The organism is Luteimonas huabeiensis HB2 (assembly GCF_000559025.1).
Lineage (GTDB): Bacteria > Pseudomonadota > Gammaproteobacteria > Xanthomonadales > Xanthomonadaceae > Luteimonas > Luteimonas huabeiensis.
This window is the reverse complement of sequence record NZ_JAAN01000047.1, coordinates 48,901-75,265: the sequence shown is the minus strand read 5'-3', so window position 1 is coordinate 75,265 and position 26,365 is coordinate 48,901. Positions and strand designations below refer to the sequence as shown.

Genomic DNA, 26,365 nt, shown 5'->3' with positions numbered 1-26,365 from the left:
GCGTCCCCTCACACGTCCAGCAGCGGGCGGTGCTTGATGTGCCGGGCGAACACGGCCATGAACTGCGGATCGACGCGCGCACCCCATACCGCCAGCGAATGGCCGACGATCCAGAGCACCACGCCAGGAATCCACAGTTGCAGGCCCAGCCCGACGGCGGCGGCCAGCGTGCCGTTGGCAATCGCCACGGTGCGCGGTGCGCCGCCCAGCAAGATCGGCTCGGTGAGCGAGCGATGCAAAGGCACCTCGAACCCGGCCGCGAAGCTATCCGGGCCGCTCATACGACAGCCCCGCCCGAGAACGAAAAGAACGACAGGAAGAAGCTCGAAGCCGCGAACGCGATGGACAGGCCGAACACGATCTGGATCAGCTTGCGAAAGCCGCCCGACGTGTCGCCGAAGGCGAGCGCGAGGCCCGTGGCAATGATGATGATGACCGCGACGATGCGCGCCACCGGCCCCTGAATCGACTCCAAGATCGACTGCAACGGGCCTTCCCAGGGCATCGAGGAACCAGCGGCCTGCGCGGTGCCGGCCAGGAACAGCAACAGCGCGGCCAGCAGCAGCCCTCGCCCCGCAGGGCGGGCCAGGCAGCGCAGCCGTGCAAGGCGCAAAGCCGGATTTACGGAAACACGGAAAGCAGGAATGGTCATCTGCGTCATAGCAGTTCTCCAGGTTGGTCAGGGGACGAGGAAGTCGCCGCAGCGGGTGCGGCATCAGGGATCGGCGGCAGCTCGGGAAACGGCGTTTCCAGCGCGTCCACCAGTTGGTAGCCCACGCCGTCGAAGCCGACGATGCGGGCGATGTTCTCGATGCGGCGCTTGCGTCCGCGCCCGGCGATCTGGATCACCACGTTGACCGCCTCGGCGATCAGCGCACGCGGCGGATTCACCGCCACTTCGAGAATCAGTTGCTCCAGGCGCAGCAACGCGCCCAGCGCGGAGCCGGCGTGGATCGTGGCGACGCCGCCGGGGTGGCCGGTGCCCCACACCTTGATGAGATCCAGCGCCTCGGCACCGCGTACCTCGCCGACGACGACGCGATCAGGTCGCAGGCGCATGGACGAGCGCACCAGCTCGGTCATGGACACCACGCCGGAGCGCGTGCGCAGCGGAACGTGGTCGCGGGCCGCGCATTGCAGCTCCACCGTGTCTTCGAGCACCAGCACGCGGTCGCCCGTGGCAGCTATCTCGGCCAGCAGCGCGTTCGCCAAGGTCGTCTTGCCGCTGCTGGTGGCCCCCGCGATCAGGACGTTCTGGCGCTCGCGCACGGCGCGCACCAAAAAGCCCGCCTGGGCGGCGGTCATCATTCCGTCCACGACGTACCGCTCCAGCGGGATCACGCCGATGGTGCGCTTGCGCAGCGCGAAGGCCGGCCCCGGCGCGGCTGGCGGCAGGATGCCCTCGAAGCGTTCACCGGTTTCGGGCAGTTCGGCGGACAGCAGCGGCTGGCCGCGATGCACCTCCGCGCCGACGTGGGCCGCGACCAGGCGGATGATTCGCTCGCCATCGGCTTCGGGCAGCTCCACGCCCATAGGCGCGCGGCCCGACGACAGGCGATCCACCCAAAGGGTGCGGTCAGGGTTGAGCATGATTTCCACCACGTCGGGGTCTTCGAGCGCGGTGGCGATCAGCGGCCCCATTGCCGTGCGCAGCATCTGGATGCGCCGGTCGAGCGACGTGGCACTCATGGATTGGGAAACGGCGCTCATGACGCACGCTCCTGCGCATCGGCGGCTGCCGCCGCGTCCTCCATCCGCACCGAATCGGGATGCAATTCCTCCACCACGTCGCGCACCAGGCTGCGCCCACGCATCAGGTGGCGGCCAAGCTGCTCGGTGAACTGCTCGAAACGCGCCTTGCCCAAGGCGCGGGCCGCCTCTTGGTGCGCCTCGGGAACCGGCGTGCTGACGGTCAGGTAGTAGCGGATGAACAGCGCCAGCGTCTCGATGGCGATGCTCTGGTCGCGCTCCATTCGCTCGGCCTGGCGCGAGAGGCGATCAAGGCGCTTGGCGATGGCCGCCTCGCGCTGGTCGGCCGCGTCCGGCGACAGCCAGGACGCCAAGGCAGCGGCGACGATGCTGGACTTGGACACGCCTTTCTTGGCGGCCAGTTCATCGAGCCGCTGGGCGTGCTCGGGCTGGATAAAGAGGTTCAGGCGATAGTGGCTCATAGCTCGATTCCGTCGTTGGGGTCGAGGGACGCCAGCCGGGCCGTGCGCTGCATGGCCGGATCAAGCTGGCGAGGAAGGGGAAGCGGCAGGTCGTCGTCGTCATCGAGCAGGCCGAGGTCGGCCGCGGGCGCGGCCAGCTCGGGGTCGTAGGCGACGGCCTCAGTTAGCTCGGGCTGACGGCGCGGGCCGCCGTCGTCGGCCGACGCCCGGAAGCCTTCGGCGGCATCGGCCGCAGGCGCGGCAGGCACGGCAGGAATCGCCAGGCCACTCCAGTCGTCGGGGCGCAGTGGCGGCGCGTCGGCGTACCGGCCGTCCGCCAGCTCGGGCGGCGGCAGCACGCGCTGCTTGAAATTGGCGTCGGCGTAGTAGCGCAGCTTCCGGGCCTTGATCGGCGCCATGCTGGACACCATCACTACGGCATCGTCCGGCGGAAGCTGCATCACCTCGCCCGGCGTCAGCAGCGGGCGGGCCGTCTCCTGGCGCGACACCATGAGGTGGCCCAGCCACGGCGCGAGCCGGTGGCCCGCGTAGTTGCGTTGCGCGCGCAGCTCGGTCGCAGTGCCCAGCGTCTCGGAAATGCGCTTGGCGGTGCGTTCGTCGTTGGTGGCGAACGTCACCCTGACGTGGCAGTTGTCGAGAATGGAATGGTTCTGTCCATACGCCTTGTCGATCTGGTTGAGTGACTGCGCGATGAGGAAGCTGCGGATGCCGTAGCCCGCCATGAAGGCCAAGGCTGTCTCGAAGAAGTCGAGCCGACCCAGGGCCGGGAACTCGTCGAGCATCAGCAGCAGCTTGTGGCGGCGTTCGATGCCGTCGCTGCCGTCCAGCGATTCGGTGAGGCGTCGCCCGATCTGGTTGAGGATCAGGCGGATGAGCGGTTTGGTGCGCGATATGTCCGAAGGCGGCACCACCAGGTACAGCGACACCGGATGCTCGGCCGCGATCAGGTCGGCGATGCGCCAGTCACAGCGCGAGGTGACTTCGGCCACCGTGGGATCGCGGTACAGGCCGAGGAACGACATGGCGGTGCTTAACACGCCGGAACGCTCGTTGTCCGACTTGTTGAGCACTTCACGCGCCGCCGACGCGACTACCGGATGCGGCCCCTCGCCCAAGTGGGGCGTGGTCATCATTCGATGCAAGGTCAGCTCGAACGGGCTGGCCGGGTCGCTGAGGAAGTTGGCGACGCCGCGCAGCGTCTTGTCTTCGCCCGCGTAGAGCACATGCAGGATCGCGCCGACCAGCAGCGCGTGGCTGGTCTTTTCCCAATGGTTGCGCTTCTCCAGCGCGCCTTCGGGATCGACCAGAATGTCCGCGATGTTCTGCACGTCGCGCACTTCATGCGCGCCGCGCCGCACCTCCAGCAGCGGGTTGTAGGCCGCCGACTTCGCATCCGTGGGGTTGAACAGCAGGCAATGCGAGAAGCGCGAGCGCCAGCCTGCGGTGATCTGCCAGTTCTCGCCCTTGATGTCGTGGATGACGGCGGACGCGGGCCAAGAAAGCAGCGTCGGCACCACCAGGCCGACGCCCTTGCCCGAGCGCGTGGGTGCGAACGTCAGGACATGCTCTGGCCCCTCATGGCGCAGGTACTGGCGGTCGTGCTGGCCGAGGAACACGCCCTCTGGCTGCGTGAGGCCCGCCTTGCGAATGTCATGCGCGTTCGCCCAGCGGGCCGATCCGTAGGTCGTGACAAGGCGTGCCTGCCGCGAGCGCCAGACCGACATGGCAATGGCGACGGCCACGGCGACCATGCCACTGCTGCCAGCGATGGCTCCGCCGGTGTCGAAGATTTCCGGGGTATAGGCGCCGTAAGAAAACCACCACTCAAACAGCTTCCACGGGTGATAGATCGGCGTGCCAAGAAGATCGAACCAGGGCGAGCCAAGGCGTACTTGATAGCCAAGGGCTGCTGCTGTCCATTGTGTGGCACCCCACACTCCGGCGATCACGATGCCGAATACCACGGCGATCTGACCGAACAGCACGTTCGTCCCTTGCATGACCTGGCCTCCGATTTCTCCTGCGCCGATTCCTCATGGAAAAAGCGGCACAAGGACGTGCCGGAGGCGTCAGGATCGGTGCCGCGTCAGTGCCGGTCAAAGACCGTTTTAAGCAGAAAGATCGAGCAAAAAGAAAGAATTAGCGCGGTGGCGAGCCAACGAAAAACGTCGCAAGCGCAGGCGCGTTGCGGCGTGTCGGTCAGGAAATCCAATATTCGTGGCGAAGCGGCCACGATCAAAACTTAGGCGGCTCCTTCGGCGGTGTGTAGGGCGTTTCCCCGTCGCCATAGAACCGCTTGCGCGTGGCCTCGGCCACCCGGTTGCACAACACGTCGCCCAGCTTGGGGCGGTCGGTCTTGCACTGCTGGCGCAGTTCCTTGAGCCGTTCGGGGTTGGCCGCCAGCTCTTCCACTGTCGGGATGTTGGCTGCGGAACCGGCGGACTTCTGTGGCCCATCGGACTGGCCGCAGGCAGTCAACACGGCAACCAGCAAGAATGGGATGATCTTCTTCATGGCGTCAGTTCCTCCGGGTGATCGGGATTACGGCCTCGTATGGGCCTGGGGGTTTCCGGCTGTTCGATGGCCTGTGCGCGCTCAATAAACCGCGCCAACTCGTCGGACGGATCTCCGTCCAGCCGCAACAGATAGGTCGTGAGGGGCGACACGCGCGAAGCTAGCGGCCGGGCCACTACACCCGGCTCACGGCTGGCGGCAATGTGTGCACTGCCTGCTAGGCCGAGCGCAAAACCGGCCGAGACTAGGGCCATCATCAGGTCGGTGGACGAAACCCTCTCTGCAATCAGTGGCTCCACATCCGCACGGCGCAACACCCGTTCAACTTGCTTGGCATGGCCCTCACATGCCTGTGGATCGCACAGAACCAGTGGATAGCGAAGCAACTCATCCAAGGGGATGCGCTTGTGGGCCAGAAGCGGATGCCGAGCTGGCACGGCCACCATCAGCGCATCGCTCCATGCGGGCGTGGCGACGATACCGTCGCCCACTTCGTCGGATTGAGCAAACCCTACGTCATACAGATCGCTATGCAGCCCCTTGATCTGTTGCGATAGGGGCACCTCGAAGAACCGGATTTCGACCTCGGGTTCTTCCTGGCGGCAAAGTACGAGCAACGCAGAAAGGCGCGACGGCGTGATGCCGTCGGACAATGCCACGCGCAACTGGCCATGAAAACCGTTTGCTGCCGCTTTCACGCTATCGCGTGCCTGCTCCAAGGCGGAGAGCACGCGGCGCACGTGCTCCAGAAACAGCTCGCCCGCACGGGTCAGCCGAGTGCTGCGCGTGGTGCGGGCAAACAGCATCACGCCCAGTTCTTCTTCCAGTTCCTTGATGGCCCGTGACAGTGGAGACTGCTCGATGTGCAGCCGCTCGGCAGCGCGGGCGAAATGGAGTTCCTCAGCAACCGCAATGAAGCAGCGCAAGTGACGAAGTTCCATAGTCTTGTCCTTCCATGATCCATGTTGATTCGGGGGACGAGATGCACGCCTGCTGTAGCACCAGTCGAGCTGAGGCCAAATATTGAATAAACAATTATACATGTGTTCATATATTAGTCAAAGAAGCCTGCACCGTGCCGTGGTGATGTTCGATTGTGAGGAGATGAATGGTGCAAGCTGCACGAGGGCCAATGGGCATCGTGGAGGCCGCTTGCCAAAATAGTGCGAGCCCCACCGGGGCTCGCGAGATGCGGAAGGTGCTATGCCTTCAGGGGGAAAGCCCGAATCAGGCTGGGTTGATTTCCAGCGCGCCGCGGTTGATCTGGTCGCGCTCCATCGACTCGAACAAGGCACCGAAGTTACCTTCGCCGAAGCCCTCGCGGTAGTTGCCCTTGCGCTCGATGAACTCGAAGAACACCGGGCCGAGCAGCGGCTCGGAGAAGATCGGCCTCACGCTCACGGCCTACCTGAACGTGCGTCTCGAAAAGCACTCCGACTCGCACAAGCGCAATCCCATGGACGTGTTCCGCGCGTCGGTCCAGAAATGGCCGGAGGTCGTGGAATGCCATGCGCTGACCGGCGACATGGACTATCTGCTGCGGGTGGTCGTCAGGAACATGGCTCACTACTCTCGCTTCGTGCTCGACACGCTGCTCAAGCACCCCAGCGTGCAGGACTGCAAGACAAGCTTCGTGCTGGATCGGGTAAAGAGCACCACGGCCTTGCCCTATGAGCATTCGGCCGATTGGTGTAGCGGGGATGCAAATAGCGCTTGACCTTCCAACCGTGGCAAGGACCAGACTTCAAACACCCCAACCCGAAAGGAGTTTTCCATGCAATTCCATCTCGAAGACATGACCTGCGGCGGCTGCGCCCGCACCGTTACGAAAACGATCCAAACGATCGACCCCAACGCCAAGATCGTCACGGACCCGCCGACCCGCCGTGTCGAGGTCCAGACCTCGGCCTCGCAAGAGCAGATCGCCGCGGCCCTGAGCGAAGCTGGCTTCCCGCCGCGCGCGCAGTAACACCGCGTCGTGGCCGGCCTGCACACAGGACGGCCGATGCGAGCACGTGCGCTGCGCCGTACCTGGCGCGGCGCTCAGTGCATCCCAAGGTAGGCGACCTTGGCCCACATCCACAGGGCCATCGCCACCATCATCAGGTTCTCGGTCAGGGACACGAAGCCCAGCGGCACGTTGCTGTCCCCGCCCACACAGGCGCACTTGAGTTCCCGGCGATCGACATAGACCGCCTTGAAAACCGACACGGCCCCGACGGTCCCGATGAACAGCGCCAACGGAATCGACACCCACATCCCCACGCCCGCGACCATCAGGACGCCTGCGATGGCCTCCGCGAACGGGTAGAAATAGGCATACCGAACCCAGCGCTTGGCCAGCAGGTCGTAGTTGAGGAACATCGTCGCGAAGCCGTCCACGTCCTTGAGCTTCTGCAGCGCCAGGAGACACATGGCAAAGGCCACGAACCACTCTGCCGCCTGAATGCTCCAGAGCTGGCCGAAGGCCGCCCAGCTCGCCGCCAGCGCCATCGCGGCCGCCATGGCGAACAGCGCGATCACAGGGGTGTAGGTCACGGCGTTCTTGTCCTTCACGGACATGCCGAAGAATTTGCGCAGGTCGTCGTAGCCGCCCACGCGCCGCCCGTTTATGAAGACCTGGGGCGTGGTCTCGACGCCATGCTCCTTCTTGAACGCATCCGTCTGCTCGCGGCTCGCCAAGTGTTTGTCCTCGACCTCGTAGCCCTTGCGGTTGAGCAGATCGAGCGACTTCAGCCCGTAGGGGCAGGTATGGCCGGGCATGACCATCCGGTAGAGCGTGGCTTGTTTGGGCGCAGACATGCTGGACTTCTCCTGTGGGACTTTTCATGGGCCGGCCGCAGCGCCGACTATCACGGATTGAAGGACTTTGACGACATTTCCAGCCTAACCGGCGGTGGTGCAAGGGGGTGTAGGCATCTGGCTCCCGGGGCGGTCGTCAGGCTGCAACGCCGTCAGTCCTCCGTCTGCCAGAGCAACCCCGCCGCAGGCCGGCGCGCCCGCGGCGGCACGCTGGGTCCTAGTGGTTCTCCTTGGCATGGTTGATCGTGTACTTCGGGATCTCGACGGTCAGGTCCTCGTTCGCCACGATGGCCTGGCAGCTCAGGCGCGATTGCGCCTCTAGCCCCCAGGCCCGGTCAAGCAGGTCGTCCTCGCACTCCTCGACCTCGTTGAGGGAATCGAATCCCTTGCGCACGATGCAGTGGCAGGTCGTGCAGGCACAGCTCATGTCGCAGGCATGTTCGATCTCGATGCCGTTGTCTAGCAGCGCCTCGCAGATCGAGGTGCCGACCGGCACGTTCAGCTCGGCGCCCTCGGGCGCCAGTTCAGGATGGGGCAAGACGGTGATCTTGGGCATGGTCTCTCCCGGCTGCTCAGTGCGCACGCGGCTTCTTTGCCGCTGCGTTGCCACTTGCACGCCGTGGCACGGCGCCGGTGCGCGCTTCGGGCTCGTCGTCGCTGGTATCGAGTTGCTCCAGCGTGTGCAGGATCGGGCAGTCGGGCCGTTCGTCGCCGGCGCAGCACCGGATCAGCGCCTTGAGCGTCTCGGCCATCTCCAACATGCTCGCGATGCGCCGGTCCAGCTCGGAGATGTGCTGCTGCGCCAGGCGCTTGACGTCGGCACTCCGGCGCGACTTGTCGTTCCACAGTCCCAGCAGGTCCGTGATCTCGGCCACCGAGAAGCCGAGGTCGCGCGCACGCCGGATGAAGTGCAGCCGGTGTACGTCGTCCTGGCTATAGGCGCGGTAGCCCGAATCGTTCCGGTCGGCCGGGGGAATCAAGCCGATCTGCTCGTAGTAGCGGATCATCTTGGCCGAGACCTTCGAGGCCTTGGATGCTTCACCGATGTTCATGGTGTTCCTCCTTTCTCAATGAGCGGTATCCGCCGCCAGCGGCGGCTGGAAGCGGCGCAGGCGCAGCGCGTTGCCGAGCACGAACACGCTGGACAGCGCCATCGCTCCGGCCGCGAAGATCGGCGACAGCAGCACACCGTATGCGGGGTATAGGACGCCAGCGGCCACCGGGATCAGGGCCGTGTTGTAGCCAAACGCCCAGAACAGGTTCTGGCGGATGTTGCCGATGGTGGCCTTGGACAGCGCGATGGCGTTGGGCACACCCTGCAGGTTGCCGGACATCAGCACCACGTCGGCCGACTCCACCGCCACGTCGGTGCCGGTGCCGATCGCCAGGCCCACGTCGGCCTCGGCCAGCGCCGGCGCATCGTTGATGCCGTCACCCACGTAGGCGATCTGGCCGTGGGTGGCCTTTAAGCGGCGCACGGCTTCGACCTTGCCCTCGGGCAGCACTTCGGCCACCACCTCGTCGATGCCCAGTTGCTTGGCGATGGCCTGCGCGGTACGCGCGTTGTCGCCAGTGATCATCGCCACCTTCAGGCCGAGCTGGTGCAGCGCGGCAATGGCCGCGGGCGTGCTGGACTTGATCGGATCGGCCACCGCGATGATGGCGGCCAGTCGGCCGTCGATCGCGGCGTACAGCGGCGACTTGCCCTCATTGCCCAGGCGCTCGGCCGTGCGAGCGAAGCCGCTCACGTCCAACCCCAGCTCACGCATGAAGCGATCGGCACCGACCTCGACACGCGCGCCGTCCACGGTGGCGCGCACGCCCATGCCCGTGACCGAATCGAAGTCTGTCATCGTCGGCAGCGCGATGCCACCTTCCACGGCCGACTCGACGATGGCGCGTGCGATCGGATGCTCCGAGCGCGATTCGACAGAGGCGACCTTCGCCAGCACCTGGTTGCGGTCAAAGCCGTCGGCAATCTCCAGGTCGGTCAGGACCGGGCGGCCCTCGGTCAGCGTGCCGGTCTTGTCCACGGCCACCACCTTGGCGTCCTTGAGCAGTTGCAGGGCTTCACCCTTGCGGAACAGTACGCCCATCTCGGCGCCCCGGCCCGTGCCGACCATGATGGAGGTCGGCGTCGCCAGACCCATGGCGCACGGGCAGGCAATGATCAGCACCGCCACGGCATTGACCAGCGCGAAGGACAGCGCGGGCGACGGGCCGAACACCAGCCAGACCAGGAAGGTCAGCACGGCGGCCAGCATGACGGCGGGCACGAACCACAGTGTCACCTTGTCCACCACGGCCTGGATCGGCAGCTTGGAACCTTGCGCCTGCTCGACCATGCGGATGATCTGCGCCAGCATGGTCTGACCGCCCACGGCGGTGGCACGCAGCGTCAGCGCACCCTTCTGGTTGACGGTGCCGCCGACCACGGTGCTGCCTTCCGCCTTTTCGACGGGAATCGGCTCGCCGGTGATCATCGACTCGTCCACGAAGCTGCGGCCCTCGGTCACTTCACCATCGACCGGCACGCGCTCGCCGGGGCGCACTTCCACGATGTCGCCCTGCGCCACGTCGTTGATCGGGATGTCCACGATGCGGCCGTCGCGCAGCACGTGCGCCTCCTTGGCCTGCAGGCCGACCAGGCGCTTGATGGCCTCGGAGGTGCGGCCCTTGGCCCGTGCCTCAAGAAAGCGGCCCAGCAGGATCAGCGCCACGATGACGGCGGCCGCCTCGTAGTACACGTTCACCGTGCCGGCCGGCAGCAGACTGGGCGCGAATGTGGCGACCATCGAATAGCCGAAGGCTGCGGCCGTGCCGACCGCGACCAGCGAGTTCATGTCGGGACCCAGGCGGAACAGCGCCGGGAAGCCCTTCTCGTAGAAGCGCCAGCCCGGAATGGCGAGCACCAGCAGGGTCAGCACGAACTGCAGATACCAACTCTGCTGGATGCCGATGGTGGAAGCCACCCACTCATGCATGCCGGGAATCATGTGCGAGCCCATTTCGAGCACGAACACAGGCAGCGCCAGCACGGCGGCCAGGGTCAGGTCGCGCTTGAGTTCGGCGCGCTCGGCGTCCTTCTTCTCGGCGGCTTCCTCGTCGGCCTGCGCGCCGGTATCCACCGGGTTGGCCTCGTAGCCGACCTTCTCGATGGCCGCGATCAGGTCCGCCACGGCGGCCACGCCGCGCACGGTGGCACGCTCGGTCGCGAGGTTGACCGTGGCCTCGGTGACGCCGGGCACGGCCTTGAGTGCCTTCTCGACGCGGCCCACGCAGGAGGCGCAGGTCATGCCCTCGACCGCCAGTTCGACGGTGCCAGCCGGCACGTCGTAGCCGACCTTCTCGACCGCCTGGATCAACGCGATGCGATCGACAGGACTGGCCAGGCGGATGTCCGCCCGCTCGGTGGCGAGATTGACGGACACGCTGTCCACGCCCGGCACCTTGGCCAGGGCGGCCTCGACTCGGCCGACGCAGCTCGCGCAGGTCATGCCCTCGATGGGTAGGCTGATCGCTGCTGCGGTGGCACGAGCATCACTCGTTATTGGCATGCTCATGGTTGTTTCCCATAGTTGATATTCGACATGGGGGAGCTTAGGGTTTACCATCGTGGGAAGGTCAAGCGCTTTTTTCGGGTACTGTCAGGTTTCAGAAATGGCCCGGCGCACGGGGGAAACGAGGGGCCTTGGTCGCCAGGCTCGCCCTGGTCCCGGGCTGTGCGCGCGCTCAAGCGGTCGCAGCCTCGTTGATCCTGAAGGGCACGAACAGCCGTTCGAGGGTAGGAATTTTTGAGAGATGACTCCACGCAAACCAGCCAGTGCCCCACCGAAGGGCCCAAGCACCGATCTGGCCTCCCTGTCACAGAATGACGTGACCATCCTGGCCGAGACTTTCCGGCTCCTGGGCGATCCGTCGCGGCTCAAGGTCATGCTGTGCTGCATGAAGGGGTCCACGTCGGTAAGCGACATCGCGGAAGCCGTCGAACTCTCGCAGTCGTTGGTCAGCCATCACCTTCGACTGTTGCGTGGAGCCCGTCTGGTCAAGGGCGCGCGCCAGTCCAAGCAGATCTTCTATGAGGTAGCGGACAAGCACGTGAGCCAGGTGCTGCTGGACATGGCCATCCACATCGTTGAGGACAACAGCGACGACTAGCCTTGGTGCGAAACAGCCCTTACCGCGTCCCGTGAGGCCTATCCTTTCGGCCAGATCCGGTGCAAGTCATCCACGACCAGCACGTGATGGTGCCCGCCTTGGTTCGCGTGCTGACGCAAGTGGGGGTGATCCGCCGACAGGTTCGGATGGTCATGGGCCAAGTCCGACGGGTCGCTGGCCGGCCACAGCCGAAGCGCCAGCGCCACGCCAGCTAGGCCGATCAAGGACATGACGACGAACGTCGATTGCAGCCCCATGGCCGCGCCGAAGCGTCCGGCCAGCGGGTAGCAGATGAGCCAGCAGGCGTGCGACAGCGCGAAGTGGGCCGCGAAGATCGCTGGACGGTCCTCGGCGTGGGCCGAGCGGCGCAGAAGACGGCCGGATGGCGTCTGCGCCACGCTGTAGCCAAAGCCGATCACCAGCCACAGCGGCAGCAACAGCGCATAGCTCGGCAGCAGTGCGCCGATCGCCGTGCCCACGACGAGGACAGCGGCGCCGGTGAGCATCGCGGGTCGGTCGGCTACTTTCTCCAGTAGGGACGGCAAGACGAAGGCGGCCACCATCGAGCCGCCTCCGAACGCCGCCAGTGCCCACGCCACCTCGACTTCGCCCAGGCCGAAACGCGCCTTCACGAGCACCACCGTGTTCACGATCACCATCGCGCCGGCCGCCGAGACGGCCAGGCTGATCGCCAGCAGGCCCCGCAGGCGAGGCGTGGCGAGGTAGATGCGCGTGCCGCGCGTCGTTCGCTCCCAGATGCCGCGGCGCGGGCCGGGGACGGACGTGGGCAACCGCACGCTGACCACGAGAGCGGCTGAAACGAGGAAACCGAGCACCGTTCCCGCGAACAGGTTGTGAAAGCTGATGACGGTCAGCAGCGCGGCGGCCAGCATCGGGGAAATCAGGCTTTCCAGGTCGTAGGCCAGCCGGGACAGCGACAGCGCCTTCGTGTAGTCCTCTTCGTCGGGAAGGATGTCCGGGATGGTGGCCTGGAAGGTCGGCGTGAAGCCGGCGGATGCCGCCTGCAGAACGAAGATCAGCAGGTAGATCTGCCAGACCTCGGTGACGAAGGGCAGGCACAGCGCGACGGCCGCTCGCACGAGGTCCAGCGCCACGAGCAGCGAGCGCCGCGGGAGCCGGTCGGCGAAGGCCTGCGCGACCGGCGCGACCCCCGCGTAGGCCAGCATCTTGATGGCCAGCGCCGTCCCGAGCACCGCGCCTGCATCCGCGCCGGCCAGCTCGTAGGCCAGCAGGCCGAGCGCCACCGTCATCAGGCCGGTGCCGACGAGCGCGATCACCTGGGCGGTGAACAGGTGGCGGTAGGTGCGGTTATTCAGGACGGAGAGCATCGGACGGCCTCAGAGCAGTTTGGTCAGCGCCTTCATTTCGGTCAGAACGGAGTCCTCGTCATGGGACAGGCAGTGGTCGATGTGGTCGTGGATCAGGACGCGCTTGGCCGCCGTCACCGCGCTTTCCACCGCCGCGAGCTGGCGGGCGATGTCGAGGCAGGTTTCTCCCCCTTCGATCATCCCGATGACGTGCCGCAGATGCCCCTCGGCGCGCTTGAGCCGCTTCACCAGGTCGGGATGGGTGGTGTGCTTATGCATGTCTTCCATGCTGAAATCATATCCCCCCAGGGGGGATACTGCCACTGGATGTTAGATCAACGGCTGCTTGCCAGGCGGGGGGAATGGTCGCCGAGCCAGGCTAAGGCAATTGCCCGGAGCGGCATCCCGGCCGTGGTGAGACGCGAACACAAATGTGTACAACAATTCACATGAAAACATGTTCATGTGTTATATTTTGAGCCACAGTCAAAGACCCAGTTTCCCGAGGCCCCATGTCCCAATCCCACGCACATGACCATGGTCACGATCACGACCATGATCATGACCACACCCCGACCGTGACCAGCGCCAACGAGCGCAAGGTCCTGCTGTCCTTTTTCCTGATCTTCGGCTTCATGGTCGTGGAGGCCGTCGGAGGCGTGCTGTCGGGCTCGCTGGCCTTGCTGGCCGACGCGGGCCACATGCTGACCGACGCCGCGGCGCTCGCACTGGCCTACGCAGCATTCCGGTTCGGCCGCCGCGCGGCCGACAGCAAGCGCACCTTCGGCTACCTGCGCTTCGAGGTCATCGCCGGTTTCCTGAACGCCGTGACCCTGTTCGCGATCGTCGCTTGGATCGCCTACGAGGCGTGGGAGCGGCTGCAGGCGCCGCCCGTGATCCTGGCCGGCCCGATGATGATCGTCGCCGTGCTCGGCCTGCTGGTGAACGTGCTCGTGCTGTGGATCATGACCCGCGGAGAGACCGATCACGTCAACGTGAAGGGGGCCATCCTGCACGTGATGGGCGACCTGCTCGGCTCGGTCGGCGCCATCGTCGCTGCGATCGTCATCTACCTCACGGGCTGGACGCCGATCGATCCCATCCTGTCGGTCCTGGTCGCGGCGCTGATCCTGCGCAGCGCATGGAAGCTGCTCGCCAAGTCGATCCACATCCTGCTGGAAGGCGCGCCGGAGGATGCTTCGCCGGAGAAGGTGGAGCAAGGCCTGATGGGCGCCGTGCCGGGCCTGGCGGCCGTCAGCCACGTTCACGTGTGGCAGCTCACCTCCGGGCGCACGATGGCCACGCTGCACGTTCGCCCCAACGTGGACGAGGAAGCACGCGCCGTGGTCAAGCGCGTCGAAGCGGTGCTTCGAGAGCAATTCAGCATCGAACACGCCACGGTCGGGATCGACTGGAACTCGGGCACCGACGAGAACGTCTGCAGCTTGCAGCCCACGTCGGAGCGTCAGGACCACAGCGGCCACGATCACAGCGGTCATGACCACAGCGGGCACGACCACAGCGGCCATGATCATGGCAATCACAAGCATGGCGGCGGGCACAGCCACGGCCATGACCACGACCATTCCGCTCCTGGTCACAGGCATTGAGGCCGCGCGAGCCGGCTCGCACTCCACTTGAGGATTTGCATCCATGACGTCCCGCAAAACCACCAGCGCCGACACCGCGCAATGCTCGACCACCAGCCACGACGCGGCGACCGATGCCCTCGCAATGTCGCAAAGTGACGTCGCTGTTCTGGCCGAGACCTTCCGCCTGCTGGGCGACCAATCGCGATTGAAGATCCTGCTGCAGTGCATGCATGGCTCGGTCGCCGTGGGGGACATCGCCGAAGCGCTCGACCTGTCGCAGTCTCTGGTCAGCCATCACCTGCGGCTGCTGCGCGGTGCGCGCCTCGTGCGCGGCGAACGCCAAGCCAAGCACATCTTCTACAGCATCGCGGACCAGCACGTCAGCCAGGTGCTGCAGGACATGGCGGTCCACATTTCCGAGGACAAAGCCGACGACTGACCAGGCCCAAGCACCCAGGCGAATGGCAGGTTGCGAGGCGCCGGTACCCACGCCGCCGGTTAGCCTCAAGGACGTCCTCGATGCGGCCTGGGCGCAACACCCTGAATCGCGGGCCCTGCCTGGGCGCCGGGATGCCGCGCAGGCACAGCAATGGGCGGCGGCAGCTTGGACGCCTGAGCCTCCCGCGCTCGCAATCACCCACAAGACCGACCGGTTCAACCGCACAACGGCACTCGTGAGCTGGATGTCGGAGTGGCCACAGCGACGACGCGGGGTTTTCCCACCACCTTGTCCATGCAGCCTGCCCGCTAGGGCAACCCAAAGGGCTTGACCTTGCCTTCGTTGTAACGCCTAGCCTCCACACAAATTTCTGCAGAGCGCTTCGGAAGGGCCGGAGTCCTGCATCCAAGAAAGGGGCACTTCCATGCGTAAAAAAATCAGAATCGTTGTGGTGGCAGGCGTCATCGCAGCCGTCGGGGGCATAGCGATTGCCGCCCGCGACGCCAAGGACGAGGGCAAGGCCGCGGCGCCCCCGGCGGGCGCGCCGATGGCGCCGCAGGTGCCCGTGGCCGAGGTCATCACCCGCACGGTCGCGCCATCGGCCGAGTACACCGGCTTCCTGGCCGCGCCCAAGACCGTCGAGCTGCGCTCGCGGGTCGGCGGCGCCGTCGATGCTGTGAGCGTCCCCGAGGGCAGCCTGGTGCGCAAGGGACAACTGCTGTTCCAGATCGACCCCCGACCGTTCCAGGTCACGCTCGACACGGCTGCGGCGCAACTGCAACAGGCCGAGGTGCTGGCCAGTCAGGCCCAGGCCGACTTCGACCGCGCCGAGCGCCTGGTGGCGACCGGCGCTGTCGCGCGCAAGACCTACGACGATGCCGTCTCCGCGCGCAGTGCGCGCCAGGCCCAGGTGCAAGCGGCCAAGGCCGCCGTCGCTGCGGCGCGGCTGGATCTGTCCTACGCCCGCGTCACGGCGCCCATCGCCGGGCGCGTTGACCGCGTGCTCGTGACCGAGGGCAACCTGGTCAGCGGCGGTGTCGCCGGCGCGGCCACGCTGCTGACCACGATCGTGTCCATCGACCCGCTGCACGTGTACTTCGACATCGACGAAGCCACGTACCTCAACGTCGTGAGCCGCTCGCGGCCCGCTGCGGGCGCCGGCGGCAAGGCCTCGCTGCCCGTGCAGGTCGGGCTGACCACGGACAAGGGTTTCCCGCACAGGGGCGCGCTCGACTTCGTGGGCAACACCATTGACCGAAGCACCGGCACGATCCGCGCGCGCGCCGTTGTGCCCAACCCGGATGGGCGCATGGCACCCGGCATGTTCGCCCGGGTCAAGCTGTCCACCGGCGCGGCGCGCGAGGCCGTCCTGATCGACGATCAGGCCGTGGGCACCGACCAAGGGCGCAACTACGTGCTGGTCGTGGGCGAGAACAACCAGGCCCAGTACCGGCCCATCGAACTGGGGCCGGTGGTGGACGGGCTGCGCGTCATCAACGGCAGCCTGCAGGCCGGTGAGAAGATCATCATCAAGGGCCTCGTGCGCCCCGGCATGGCGGTCACGCCGCGCATGGTGCCCATGCAGCCGCCCGCGGCACCGGCCGCCGGCGCGGACCCCGCCAAGGCTGACGGCGCGGCCGGCTCGGCGGAGGCCCGCAAATGAATTTCCCCCGCTTCTTCATCAACCGGCCCATCTTCGCCATCGTCCTGTCGGTGCTGATGCTGATCGCGGGCGCGATCAGCTACTTCCAGCTGCCGCTGAGCGAATACCCGCAGGTCACGCCTCCCACGGTGCAGGTCACCGCTAGCTATCCCGGTGCCAACCCGCAAGTGATCGCCGATACCGTGGCATCACCGCTGGAGCAGGCGATCAACGGCGTAGAAGGCATGATGTACATGCAGTCTCAGATGTCCACCGACGGGAAAATGGTGCTCACCGTCTCCTTCGAGCAGCATATCAACGCCGACATTGCGCAGATCCAGGTGCAAAACCGGGTCTCGCGGGCGTTGCCGCGCCTACCGCCTGAAGTTCAGCGCATCGGTGTTGTCACCGAGAAAACGTCGCCGGACGTTCTCATGGTGGTGCATTTGCTTTCGCCTGGAGGTCGATATGATCCGCTGTACGTCTCCAACTACGCCACACTTCATGTGAAGGATGAGCTGGCTCGTACGCCAGGCGTCGGCGATGTCCTAGTCTGGGGCGCCGGGGAGTATTCGATGCGGGTCTGGCTCGAACCCGCCAAGGTCGCTGCTCGTGGGCTGATCGCGAGCGACGTGGTTGCCGCCATCCGCGAGCAGAACATACAGGTTGCCGCTGGTTCGGTTGGTCAGCAGCCGGATGCCTCGGCGGCGTTCCAGGTCACGGTCAACACTCTGGGCCGACTGTCGAGCGAGGAGCAATTCGGCGAGATCGTCGTGAAGACGGGCGCCGACGGCCAGGTAACTCGCCTGCGGGATGTCGCCCGCATCTCGATGGGGGCCGATTCCTACTCTTTGCGCAGCCTGCTCAATGGCGAGCCGGCGGTGGGGATACAGATCATCCAGAGCCCGGGCGCGAACGCGCTGGATGTGTCTAGCGCGGTGCGCGCGGCAATGGACCGACTTCAAGCTAAGTTCCCCGACGGCATTGAGTATAGGATCGCCTACGACCCCACGGTCTTCGTGCGCGCCTCGCTCCAGTCCGTCGCCGTCACGCTGCTGGAGGCCATCTTCCTGGTGGTGATCGTGGTGGTGCTGTTCCTGCAATCCTGGCGCGCGTCGATCATCCCGCTGATCGCCGTGCCGGTCTCGCTGGTCGGCACGTTCGCGGTGATGCACATGTTCGGTTTCTCGCTGAACACACTGTCGCTGTTCGGACTGGTGCTGTCCATCGGCATCGTGGTGGATGACGCCATCGTGGTGGTGGAGAACGTGGAGCGCCACATAGCGCTGGGCGAATCACCCAAGGACGCGGCGCGCAAGGCGATGGATGAAGTGACTGGCCCGATCCTGGCCATCACCTCGGTGCTGGCAGCGGTCTTCATCCCCTCGGCGTTCCTGTCGGGGCTGCAGGGCGAGTTCTATCGCCAGTTCGCGCTAACCATCGCGTTCTCGACCATCCTGTCGGCGATCAACTCGCTTACGCTGTCGCCAGCGCTGGCCGCCATCCTGCTCAAGCCGCACCACGGCGCGGCCAAGCCCGATCGCGTCACGCGCATCATCGACGGCGTGTTCGGCGGCTTCTTCCGCCGCTTCAACCGCTTCTTCGACCGCGCCTCGAATTCCTACGTCGGGGGCGTGCGCCGCGCGGTGCGCGGCAGCGCCATCGTGCTGCTGCTCTACGTCGGCTTCCTGGGCCTGACCTGGCTGGGCTTCCACAAGGTGCCTGCGGGCTTCGTGCCCGCCCAGGACAAGTACTACCTCGTGGGCATCGCCCAGCTTCCGACCGGCGCCTCGCTGGATCGCACCGAGGCGGTCGTCAAGGAGATGACCAAGATCGCACTGGCTGAGCCGGGCGTCGAGAGCGTGGTGGCCTTCCCGGGCCTGTCGGTCAATGGACCGGTGAACCAGCCGAACACCGCGCTGATGTTCGCCATGCTCAAGCCCTTCGATGAGCGCAAGGACCCGTCGCTGTCGGCCTTCGCCATCCAGGGCAAGCTCATGGGCAAGTTCAGCCAGATCCCGGACGGCTTCGTCGGCATCTTCCCGCCGCCGCCGGTGCCGGGCCTGGGTTCTATGGGCGGCTTTAAGCTGCAGATCGAGGACCGGGCGGGCCTGGGTCCCGAGGCGCTTGCACAAGCACAGGGCCAGATCATGGGCAAGGCCATGCAGGCGCCCGAGCTGGCGAACATGCTCGCCAGCTTCCAGACCAATGCGCCGCAGTTGCAGGTGGACATCGACCGGGTGAAGGCCAAGTCGCAGGGCGTGTCGCTGACCGAGGTGTTCGACACCCTGCAGGTCAACCTTGGCTCGCTCTACGTCAACGACTTCAACCGCTTCGGTCGCACCTACCGGGTAATGGCCCAAGCCGATGCGCAGTTCCGCATGCAGGCTGAGGACATAGGCATGCTCAAGGTGCGCAATGCAGCGGGCGACATGATCCCGCTGAGCGCGTTCGCGACCATCGAGCGCAGTTCCGGCCCCGACCGGGTGATGCATTACAACGGCTTCCCCTCGGCGGACATCAGCGGCGGGCCAGCGCCGGGCTACTCATCCGGCCAGGCCACCGCCGCGATTGAGAAGATCGTGAGCGAATCGCTGCCTGACGGTATGACCTACGAATGGACGGACCTGACTTTCCAGGAAAAGCGAGTTGGCAATACTGCTATCTATATCTTCGCGCTGGCGGTGCTGCTCGCCTTCCTGTTCCTGGCGGCCCAGTACAACAGTTGGTCGCTGCCGTTCGCTGTGCTGCTGATTGCACCCATGGCGCTGCTCTCGGCGATCGCCGGCGTCTGGCTCTCTGGGGGGGACAACAACATCTTCACGCAGATCGGTTTCGTGGTGCTGATCGGCCTGGCCGCCAAGAACGCGATCCTGATCGTGGAGTTCGCCCGCGCGAAGGAAAGCGAAGGGGCCGATCCGCTGGCAGCCGTGCTCGAAGCCGCGCGCTTGCGGCTGCGCCCGATCCTGATGACGTCGTTCGCCTTCATCGCTGGCGTGGTGCCGCTGGTGCTGGCCAGCGGTGCGGGCGCCGAGATGCGCCACGCCATGGGCATCGCGGTGTTCGCCGGCATGCTGGGCGTGACGGTATTCGGCCTGGTGCTGACGCCGGTGTTCTACGTCGTGGTGCGCAAGCTGGCGCTGCGCCGCGAAGCGCGCCATGCCCGTGTCGGCATGACCGACCAGCACGCATGACGGCCAGGAGGACATACGACATGAAAACATCTTTCGCATTCACACGACCCGCCAGGACGCTGGCGCCGCTCGCCCTCGCGGCGGCGTTGACTGGCTGCTCCATGGCACCGAAGTATGACCGGCCCGCAGCGCCGATCGACACGGCTTATCCCTTGGGCGCGGCCTATGTGGAACCGGCGGCCGCGACGCCCGACGACGCGATCACGGCCGAGATCGGCTGGCGGGACTTCTTCCGCGACCCGCTGCTGCAGCAGTTGATCGGCATTTCACTGGAGAACAACCGCGACATGCGCAAGGCCGCGCTCAACGTGGAGGCGGCTCAGGCGCTGTACCGTATCCAGCGTGCCGAGATGCTGCCGAACCTGGGCGTTTCCGCCCGCGGCGCGTCAGAGCGCGTACCGGCCGACCTCAGCACCACGGGGCAAAGCGACGTGCTCCGGCGCTACGACGTGGCCGGGGTGACGGCCGCCTGGGAACTGGACCTGTGGGGCCGCATCCGCAGCCTCAGCGACCGGGCGCTGGCGTCCTACCTGGCCCTCGACGAGACCCGCATCGCCACGCAGATGAGCCTGGTGTCCGAGGTGGCCAGCGCCTACCTCACGCTGCGTGCCGACCAGGAACTGCTGCGCCTGACGAGCGACACCCTCGCCACGCAGAAGCGCTCCTACGGGCTGACCACCCAACTGGTGGAAGCGGGCAACTCCACGCAGCTCGACCTGCGCCGCGCAGAGATCGCGTTGCGCACCGCCGAGGCCAACCATGCCGCCTACACACGGCAGGCGGCCAAGGACCGCAACGCGCTGGTGCTGCTGTTGGGCCAGCCGCTGACGCCGGAGCTGTCCCGGCAGCTTGACGAGGCCATGGCGCTGCCGGACGACATCGTGCCGACCGGCCTGCCGAGCGGCCTGCCGTCCGAACTGCTCGCGCGCCGGCCGGACATCCGCGCCGCCGAGCAGATGCTGATCGGCGCCAACGCCAACATCGGCGCGGCGCGGGCCGCGTTCTTCCCGACGATCAGCCTTACGGGCTCGGCGGGCACGGCCAGCGCTTCGCTGGACGGCCTGTTCGATTCGGGCTCGCGGGCCTGGAGCTTCCTGCCGCAGATCACGCTGCCCATCTTCCGCGGCGGCGCGCTGCGCGCCAACCTGGACGTGGCGCACGTACAGAAGCGCATCGAGATCGCCAACTACGAGAAGTCCATCCAGGCGGCCTTCGCCGAGGTGGCCGACGGCCTGGCGGGCAAGCGCACGCTCGATGAGCAGATCCGCGCGGAGCAGCTCCTGGTGGCGGCCAGCCAGAAGGCCTACGAGCTGGCCGAGCAGCGCTTCCAGGAGGGCGTGGACGACAACCTCACTGTACTCGACGCGCAGCGCACGCATTACGGCACGCAGCAGACCCTGGTGCGCACGCGCCTGACGCGGCTGAACAACCTCATCCATCTGTACAAGGCGCTGGGCGGCGGCTGGACTGAGCACACGGTGCAATCGGGCGCCACGGCGCAGCAGTCCGCCCGGTCGCCGGGATGAGGGCCGGCGCGCAGCGGTGGCGTCCCCCATCGCTGCGCGCGGAGAGCTGGATGAGGATTGGTGAACTCGCGCGCTTGACCGGCACGCCCCCTGAGAACATCAGGTTCTACGAACGGGAGGGCCTGCTGCCCGCTCCCGAGCGGTCCCGCAACAACTACCGGCGCTATGGCCCGGCCCATGTCGAGCGGCTTTACCTGATTCGCAACTACCGCGCGTCGGGCATCGGCCTGGATGACATGCGCAACTTGCTGGGCTGGACGCATCGCGAGTCCCCGGAACCCGAGCTGCTGACGCAGGCTGTCCGGGACCATCTCGCCTATGTCGAGGAACGCATGGCGCAACTGACCCGGGTGAAAGAGCACCTGCTCGCATTGGAACGGCAGGCTGTTCCTTCTGCCGCTCGGGAGATTTGCGAGGAGCGACCAGGTTGCGGCGGTTCATGAGCATCGCATGGCCGAATCATGGTCGGATAACTGAACATATATTCATGCGTGTAATATTTCCGGCCAGACAAACGAACAAGAAAGACCGCCCATGACCGACCAGAGCATCACGCGCCGAAACATCGGCGTTCTCACCGCCGCGCAGGCGCTCGGTGGCGCCAGCGCGCCCATCGTGATGTCGCTGGGCGGGCTGGTCGGCCAGCAGCTTGCCAAGGACTCGGCCTGGATCACCTTGCCCGTGAGCCTGTTCGGCCTGGGTCTTGCCATCGGCACCTTGCCTGCGGCGTTCATCATGCGGCGCCATGGCCGCCGCAACGGATACGTGGTCGGGGTCGGCTTCGGCGTGGCCTCGGGCCTGATCGCCGCGCTGGGCATCATGCTGGCCTCGTTCTGGATCTTCTGCGCCGGCACCTTCCTGGCGGGCTTCTACGGCGCGTATGTGCAGAGCTACCGCTTCGCAGCCGCCGACACCGCCGAGGACGCGCTCAAGGCCAAGGCGATTTCCTGGGTAATGGTGGGGGGTCTCGCGGGTGCCATCATCGGGCCGCAGTTGGTGATCTTCACGCGCGACGCGGTAGCGGGCACGCCCTACGTCGGCAGCTTCCTCAGCCAGGCGCTGCTGCCGCTGATCGCCCTGCCGATCTTGCTGATGCTGCGCACGCCGCGCCAGACCCCGGCCGAAGCCGCCGCCGACAGCGGCCGCACGGTGCTGCAGCTCCTGGCGATGCCGCGCTACGCGCTGGCCGTGGCCGCGGGCGTGGTGTCCTATGGGGTGATGGCGTTCGTGATGACCGCCGCGCCGGTGGCGATGGTCAACCACGGGCATTCGGTGGACAACGCCGCCCTGGGCATCCAGTGGCACCTGCTGGCGATGTTCGGGCCGAGCTTCTTCACTGGGCGGCTGATGGTGCGCTACGGCAAGGAGCGCGTGACCGCCGTGGGCATGGTGCTGCTCGCCGCCTCCGGGGTGGTGGCCCTGGGCGGGCTCGGCCTGTCCCACTTCTGGGGCTCGCTGGCGCTGCTGGGCATCGGCTGGAACTTCAGCTTCATCGGCGCGACGGCGGTGGTCACCGATTGCCACACCCCGGCCGAGCGCAGCAAGGCGCAGGGCATGAACGATTTCTTCGTCTTCGCCGCCACGGCGGCCGTGTCGTTCCTCGCGGGATCGATCCTGCACAGCTCGGGCTGGCAGGCGGTCAACTGGATGATCTTCCCGGCCCTGGCGCTGATCTTGGTGCCGCTGCTGTGGCAGACCGCGCGAAAGCCGGTGCGGCTAGGTCCGGGCTGATCGGGCCGATGCGGGAGGTGTTCCATCTAGCGGTCGCCTCAGGCGCTACATCACCTGCTTCCACCGCTGCAGCTTCGACAGCGCGTTGTCGTAGGCGGCGGAAGTGAAGGACTGGATCTTGCGCCGAGGGTCTTCATCGGCATCAACGGCGAAATGAGGGGCTTGACCTTCCAACAATGGGAAGCCCTACAGTGACTCCATCAATCTCATTCAAGGAGTTTTTCATGAGAGTCAACAAGTTCAGCCTGTTGTTCATTGCGGGCGCCGTCGTGGTCGCCATCGGCCTGATGGCCGTTCAGAAGAAGGTGGTCCCGTCGGGTGAAGTGATGCAGGCCAATGCGAGCGGAGATCACCAAGGGCACGCGATGCCCTCCAGCGCCTCGGCCAATGACAGCCCTTCCACGACCGCGTATCGCGCCGTGAACGACCAGATGCACGCGGGGATGGGAGCGCAGTTCACTGGCAACGCCGACGTCGATTTCATGCGCGGCATGATCCCGCACCACCAGGGCGCGATCGACATGGCCAAGGTGGCGTTGCAGTACGGCAAGGACCCGGAGGTCCGCAAGTTGGCTGAGGAGGTTATCTCTGCGCAGGAAGGCGAGATCGCCATGATGAATAAGTGGCTTGGAGAACGCGGCCAACAGGCGGCGACCGGCAGCTCGGGCGACGCCTCGACGACCGCCTACCGTGCCGGCAATGACCGCATGCACGCCGACATGATGATTGACTTCAGCGGCGATGCCGATGTGGACTTTATGCGCGGCATGATCCCGCATCACCAGGGCGAGATCGACATGGCCAAGGTGGCGTTGCAGTACGGCAAGGACCCGGAGGTCCGCGAGTTGGCTCAGGAGGTTATCTCTGCGCAGGAAGGAGAGATCGCCATGATGAAGAGCTGGCTTGCCGCTCGGGGAAAGTGAAGGCACGACCATGAACCAAGCCAGCACCCCGCGCATCATCATCTATAGCACTCCAGCCTGCCCGGACTGTCGGGTGCTGAAGGAGTGGCTGTCCCAGCAGAGCATCGTGTTTGAAGAACGCGACCTGACCGACCCGAAGATTTCTGCGGAAGCCAAGTCACGAACCGGCGTGCGCGTGGCTCCGATCACGCTCATCGGTAATGAGGTCTTCTATGGCACCTTTGCGAGCCAGAAGCCGGGGCTGATGAAGGCGCTCGGCCGTTCGACAAGTAGATGAAGGGTCTCAAGAAATACTTGGCCCGCGCTGCCGTCCAAGCTCCCAAGATACGCCGCCACCGCGCACCACGGCGGCGATATGCTGCCCCAGCCGCTGCTCGATCACCGGCCGCCACGGCACCAAGCTGAATCCCATGCCGTCGTCCAGCATCGCGTAGCGCCCGCTGGCGAGCATGACGCTGCGCCGGTAGATGCCAGCCACGCGCTGCCCGTCGGCCACCGGGCGATGCTCCAGGCCGGTTTCAGCGGCAATGCCCTTCGCGGCCTGTGCCAGTTCCCGGTTGCGCAGTGTGCCCAGCAGGTTGCGCGCCAGGATCACGCGCTGCCCGCGCCGCTCGGCCAGCCCCTGTTCGGCCAGGAAGTCGGCGCGCTGTTGCATGGCCTGTTTGGCCTCGCCACCAAAGCCCAGGTCGCCCAGGCCCGAGCCGCCGCCGATCAACTGCTGGTCGAGCCACGTGGCCCCGATCACGCGGGCCTGCCGCTCGATGGGCAAGTGCGATTTCAGCTCCACGGCCACGCCGCCCAGGCGCTGCGCGTCGTACTGGCGGCCACGCTCGGCCAGGTCGTCCGGCACCTTCCATAGCCCTTCGGCAACGCGCTCCACAATGCCGGCCCGACGCAGGGCCTCCAGCCGGCGGATGTGGGCGGCGACGACTTCTTGCGGGTCGCGTCCGGCCTTGGCCCGGCCCTGCCCGATCGCCAGGTGATGGTCAGTGCGGTACAGGCCATCGCTCGCCAGCGCGGCGATGTTCTTGTCGGCTGCGCGCACGTCGGCCGAGCCTTTCACCTCCACCACGGCGCCGCTCGGGTAGTTCGCCAGCTCGTCGCGGGCGTTGAGCGCGACGTAATGGGCCTTGCCGTCCACCCCGTCGATGACCAGATAGCCCCGGTCGCGCAGCTCGTCGGCCAGCCCCTTCGCGGCCACACGGCCGAGGATGGTTCGGCCATCGTCCCCCGGCTCGAACACGGCCAGCTCGCGCGGCTCGCCGCGCATGGCCCGCTGCACGGTGCGGATGATGTCGCCGCGCTCGCCCAGCGCGCGCAATGTCTTTTCCGCATCGGCATGGATGGCCCAGGTGCCGGGCTGCGTCTCGTCGGCCAGGCCCAGGCGCTGCAAGTGTTGCAGGCGGCCGATTAGCATCAGGCGTTGGCGCTGCAAGCGGGGGGCGTTGAACCTTTCGACGCGCACCAGGCCATCGCCGCCGGCCTCGCCTATCTCACGCTTGAGGGTGCGATCCAGGCTCGTCCACCGCTCTTGCTCCACCTCACGCTGCAAGGTCTGCTGGATCTCCAGTTCGGTGCGCGGCCCCAGCCATTCGGTCGCCAGCTCGGCGGCGCGATAGCGGAAGCCATCGGCGATGTAGTCGCCCGCGATGATGAGGTCTTTGCCGGTGTCGTCGCGCCCGCGCACGACGATGTGCGTGTGCGGGTTGTCGGTGTTCCAGTGGTTCACGGCCACCCAATCGAGGCCCGTACCCAGGTCGGCCTCCATGCGGCCCATGAGGTGCCGCGTGTAGGTGCGCAGGTCTTCCAGCTCCGCGCCATCCTCGGGCGAGAGGATGAAGCGGAAATGGTGCCGGTCGTCGGCGCAGCGTTCCTTGAAGGCGTCGAGATCGGCCACGTCTGTCTGCGGCCCGTAGGCTTGGCCCGGCTCGCCGTCGCGGCCCACGCCGTCGCGCTCGATGTAGCGCAGGTGCTTGGCGAGCGACTGCGGGCTGGCCCGCTGGTGGTTCACCAGCAGCGTCTTGATGGTCGCGCGCCGCGACATAGGCGTCAGCTTCGCCCCGGCGAAGCGTGCTGCCGTGTGGCCGCGCCCCAGGCGCGAGCCGGGCCGCTGGCCGGTGCCACTCGCCGATGCCGGACGGCGCACCGTGGACTTGCCGCTGCTGGCTTTGCCCGCCTGTTTGAGCACCTTGGAAACGAAGCTCTGCCCCTGGCCCTTGCCCCGGTTCTTCGGGGCGCTGGGGCGCACGCGGAAATCGTCGTCGCGGCGGTCGGTCATGGCTGCGCTCCCTGCAAGCTCTGGCGTGTCCTGTCGTGCGAAGCACGCGGACATGCCTGCATTGGCG

At 66.3% G+C, this 26,365-nt stretch carries 28 protein-coding genes; 13 read left to right on the top strand and 15 right to left on the bottom strand.

Annotated elements, in window-relative coordinates; genetic code table 11:
• Positions 1 to 8: 8 nt before the first annotated feature.
• From Z164_RS0118825 to Z164_RS0118805, 5 genes are read right to left on the bottom strand one after another with little or no spacing between them, the layout of a single operon-like run.
• A complete protein-coding gene (locus Z164_RS0118825) occupies positions 9 to 281 on the bottom strand; it encodes a VirB3 family type IV secretion system protein (RefSeq protein WP_008786754.1) in 273 nt (90 codons plus the stop codon).
• Positions 278 to 661, bottom strand: a complete 384-nt coding sequence (locus Z164_RS0118820) for a TrbC/VirB2 family type IV secretion system protein (protein ID WP_008786753.1) — start codon at positions 659 to 661, stop codon at positions 278 to 280. The genes Z164_RS0118825 and Z164_RS0118820 overlap by 4 nt, the downstream gene beginning before the upstream one ends.
• The gene (gene trbB, locus Z164_RS0118815) at positions 658 to 1,710 is read right to left on the bottom strand and encodes a P-type conjugative transfer ATPase TrbB (protein ID WP_008786752.1); all 1,053 of its coding nucleotides are present in this window, start codon (positions 1,708 to 1,710) and stop codon (positions 658 to 660) included. The genes Z164_RS0118820 and trbB overlap by 4 nt, the downstream gene beginning before the upstream one ends.
• The gene (locus Z164_RS0118810) at positions 1,707 to 2,171 is read right to left on the bottom strand and encodes a CopG family transcriptional regulator (RefSeq protein ID WP_008786751.1); all 465 of its coding nucleotides are present in this window, start codon (positions 2,169 to 2,171) and stop codon (positions 1,707 to 1,709) included. The genes trbB and Z164_RS0118810 overlap by 4 nt, the downstream gene beginning before the upstream one ends.
• Positions 2,168 to 4,171: a conjugal transfer protein TraG gene (locus Z164_RS0118805; protein WP_019396555.1), complete on the bottom strand. Its 2,004-nt coding sequence runs from the start codon at positions 4,169 to 4,171 to the stop codon at positions 2,168 to 2,170. The genes Z164_RS0118810 and Z164_RS0118805 overlap by 4 nt, the downstream gene beginning before the upstream one ends.
• Here Z164_RS0118805 and Z164_RS22690 point away from each other — a divergent pair.
• Positions 4,166 to 4,417, top strand: coding sequence for a hypothetical protein (locus Z164_RS22690; protein ID WP_124014400.1), 252 nt, complete (start codon positions 4,166 to 4,168; stop codon positions 4,415 to 4,417). The genes Z164_RS0118805 and Z164_RS22690 overlap by 6 nt on opposite strands.
• Here Z164_RS22690 and Z164_RS0118800 read toward each other — a convergent pair.
• From Z164_RS0118800 to Z164_RS22685, 3 genes are all read right to left on the bottom strand, one after another.
• A complete protein-coding gene (locus Z164_RS0118800) occupies positions 4,407 to 4,685 on the bottom strand; it encodes an EexN family lipoprotein (protein WP_008786748.1) in 279 nt (92 codons plus the stop codon). The two genes, Z164_RS22690 and Z164_RS0118800, sit on opposite strands and share 11 nt — an antisense overlap.
• Positions 4,682 to 5,626, bottom strand: coding sequence for a LysR family transcriptional regulator (locus Z164_RS0118795; RefSeq protein ID WP_008786747.1), 945 nt, complete (start codon positions 5,624 to 5,626; stop codon positions 4,682 to 4,684). The genes Z164_RS0118800 and Z164_RS0118795 overlap by 4 nt, the downstream gene beginning before the upstream one ends.
• Before the next feature lie 286 nt (positions 5,627 to 5,912).
• Positions 5,913 to 6,080: a hypothetical protein gene (locus Z164_RS22685; protein WP_252149415.1), complete on the bottom strand. Its 168-nt coding sequence runs from the start codon at positions 6,078 to 6,080 to the stop codon at positions 5,913 to 5,915.
• Here Z164_RS22685 and Z164_RS21025 point away from each other — a divergent pair.
• Together Z164_RS21025 and Z164_RS0118785 are read left to right on the top strand one after the other, a co-directional pair.
• On the top strand, positions 6,028 to 6,402 hold the full coding sequence (locus Z164_RS21025; protein ID WP_008786746.1) for an Lrp/AsnC family transcriptional regulator: 375 nt from the start codon (positions 6,028 to 6,030) through the stop codon (positions 6,400 to 6,402). The two genes, Z164_RS22685 and Z164_RS21025, sit on opposite strands and share 53 nt — an antisense overlap.
• A 57-nt stretch (positions 6,403 to 6,459) precedes the next feature.
• Entirely contained in the window at positions 6,460 to 6,654 is a 195-nt protein-coding gene (locus tag Z164_RS0118785) for a heavy-metal-associated domain-containing protein (RefSeq protein WP_003821167.1), read from the top strand.
• A 74-nt stretch (positions 6,655 to 6,728) separates the two neighbouring features.
• Here Z164_RS0118785 and Z164_RS0118780 read toward each other — a convergent pair whose 3' ends face one another.
• The 4 genes from Z164_RS0118780 to Z164_RS0118765 form a co-directional block, all read right to left on the bottom strand.
• On the bottom strand, positions 6,729 to 7,487 hold the full coding sequence (locus Z164_RS0118780) for a MauE/DoxX family redox-associated membrane protein (protein ID WP_008786745.1): 759 nt from the start codon (positions 7,485 to 7,487) through the stop codon (positions 6,729 to 6,731).
• Between the two features lie 217 nt (positions 7,488 to 7,704).
• The gene (fdx, locus tag Z164_RS0118775) at positions 7,705 to 8,043 is read right to left on the bottom strand and encodes an ISC system 2Fe-2S type ferredoxin (RefSeq protein WP_008786744.1); all 339 of its coding nucleotides are present in this window, start codon (positions 8,041 to 8,043) and stop codon (positions 7,705 to 7,707) included.
• Positions 8,044 to 8,059: 16 nt separating this feature from the next.
• Positions 8,060 to 8,539: a Cu(I)-responsive transcriptional regulator gene (cueR, locus tag Z164_RS0118770; RefSeq protein ID WP_008786743.1), complete on the bottom strand. Its 480-nt coding sequence runs from the start codon at positions 8,537 to 8,539 to the stop codon at positions 8,060 to 8,062.
• A 15-nt stretch (positions 8,540 to 8,554) separates the two neighbouring features.
• Positions 8,555 to 11,050, bottom strand: coding sequence for a heavy metal translocating P-type ATPase (locus Z164_RS0118765; protein WP_008786742.1), 2,496 nt, complete (start codon positions 11,048 to 11,050; stop codon positions 8,555 to 8,557).
• 313 nt (positions 11,051 to 11,363) lie between these two features.
• Between Z164_RS0118765 and Z164_RS0118760 the strand changes: the two genes are divergently transcribed.
• Positions 11,364 to 11,645, top strand: a complete 282-nt coding sequence (locus Z164_RS0118760; RefSeq protein ID WP_019396552.1) for an ArsR/SmtB family transcription factor — start codon at positions 11,364 to 11,366, stop codon at positions 11,643 to 11,645.
• A 38-nt stretch (positions 11,646 to 11,683) separates the two neighbouring features.
• Here the strand turns inward: Z164_RS0118760 and Z164_RS0118755 are convergent, their stop codons facing one another.
• The gene (locus tag Z164_RS0118755) at positions 11,684 to 12,994 is read right to left on the bottom strand and encodes an MFS transporter (protein ID WP_008786740.1); all 1,311 of its coding nucleotides are present in this window, start codon (positions 12,992 to 12,994) and stop codon (positions 11,684 to 11,686) included.
• Positions 12,995 to 13,003: 9 nt separating this feature from the next.
• On the bottom strand, positions 13,004 to 13,261 hold the full coding sequence (locus tag Z164_RS0118750; RefSeq protein WP_019396551.1) for a metal-sensing transcriptional repressor: 258 nt from the start codon (positions 13,259 to 13,261) through the stop codon (positions 13,004 to 13,006).
• A gap of 224 nt (positions 13,262 to 13,485) precedes the next feature.
• Here Z164_RS0118750 and Z164_RS0118745 point away from each other — a divergent pair, with 224 nt between their 5' ends.
• From Z164_RS0118745 to Z164_RS0118700, 9 genes are all read left to right on the top strand, one after another.
• Positions 13,486 to 14,583: a cation diffusion facilitator family transporter gene (locus Z164_RS0118745; RefSeq protein WP_008786738.1), complete on the top strand. Its 1,098-nt coding sequence runs from the start codon at positions 13,486 to 13,488 to the stop codon at positions 14,581 to 14,583.
• Positions 14,584 to 14,626: 43 nt separating this feature from the next.
• Positions 14,627 to 15,004, top strand: a complete 378-nt coding sequence (locus Z164_RS0118740; protein ID WP_008786737.1) for an ArsR/SmtB family transcription factor — start codon at positions 14,627 to 14,629, stop codon at positions 15,002 to 15,004.
• Between the two features lie 424 nt (positions 15,005 to 15,428).
• Positions 15,429 to 16,667, top strand: a complete 1,239-nt coding sequence (locus Z164_RS0118735; protein WP_021162752.1) for an efflux RND transporter periplasmic adaptor subunit — start codon at positions 15,429 to 15,431, stop codon at positions 16,665 to 16,667.
• Entirely contained in the window at positions 16,664 to 19,840 is a 3,177-nt protein-coding gene (locus tag Z164_RS0118730) for an efflux RND transporter permease subunit (RefSeq protein WP_008786735.1), read from the top strand. Before Z164_RS0118735 ends, Z164_RS0118730 begins: the two co-directional genes overlap by 4 nt.
• Entirely contained in the window at positions 19,837 to 21,366 is a 1,530-nt protein-coding gene (locus Z164_RS0118725; protein WP_349709550.1) for an efflux transporter outer membrane subunit, read from the top strand. The genes Z164_RS0118730 and Z164_RS0118725 overlap by 4 nt, the downstream gene beginning before the upstream one ends.
• A 50-nt stretch (positions 21,367 to 21,416) precedes the next feature.
• The gene (locus tag Z164_RS0118720; RefSeq protein WP_019396549.1) at positions 21,417 to 21,809 is read left to right on the top strand and encodes a MerR family transcriptional regulator; all 393 of its coding nucleotides are present in this window, start codon (positions 21,417 to 21,419) and stop codon (positions 21,807 to 21,809) included.
• 91 nt (positions 21,810 to 21,900) lie between these two features.
• A complete protein-coding gene (locus Z164_RS0118715; protein WP_008786732.1) occupies positions 21,901 to 23,097 on the top strand; it encodes an MFS transporter in 1,197 nt (398 codons plus the stop codon).
• A gap of 224 nt (positions 23,098 to 23,321) precedes the next feature.
• Positions 23,322 to 24,020, top strand: coding sequence for a CopM family metallochaperone (copM, locus tag Z164_RS23580; protein ID WP_024892198.1), 699 nt, complete (start codon positions 23,322 to 23,324; stop codon positions 24,018 to 24,020).
• Between the two features lie 10 nt (positions 24,021 to 24,030).
• Positions 24,031 to 24,297, top strand: coding sequence for a glutaredoxin family protein (locus Z164_RS0118700; RefSeq protein WP_008786730.1), 267 nt, complete (start codon positions 24,031 to 24,033; stop codon positions 24,295 to 24,297).
• Between the two features lie 6 nt (positions 24,298 to 24,303).
• Here the strand turns inward: Z164_RS0118700 and Z164_RS0118695 are convergent, their stop codons facing one another.
• Entirely contained in the window at positions 24,304 to 26,298 is a 1,995-nt protein-coding gene (locus Z164_RS0118695) for a relaxase/mobilization nuclease domain-containing protein (protein WP_019396546.1), read from the bottom strand.
• Positions 26,299 to 26,365 lie beyond the last annotated feature (67 nt).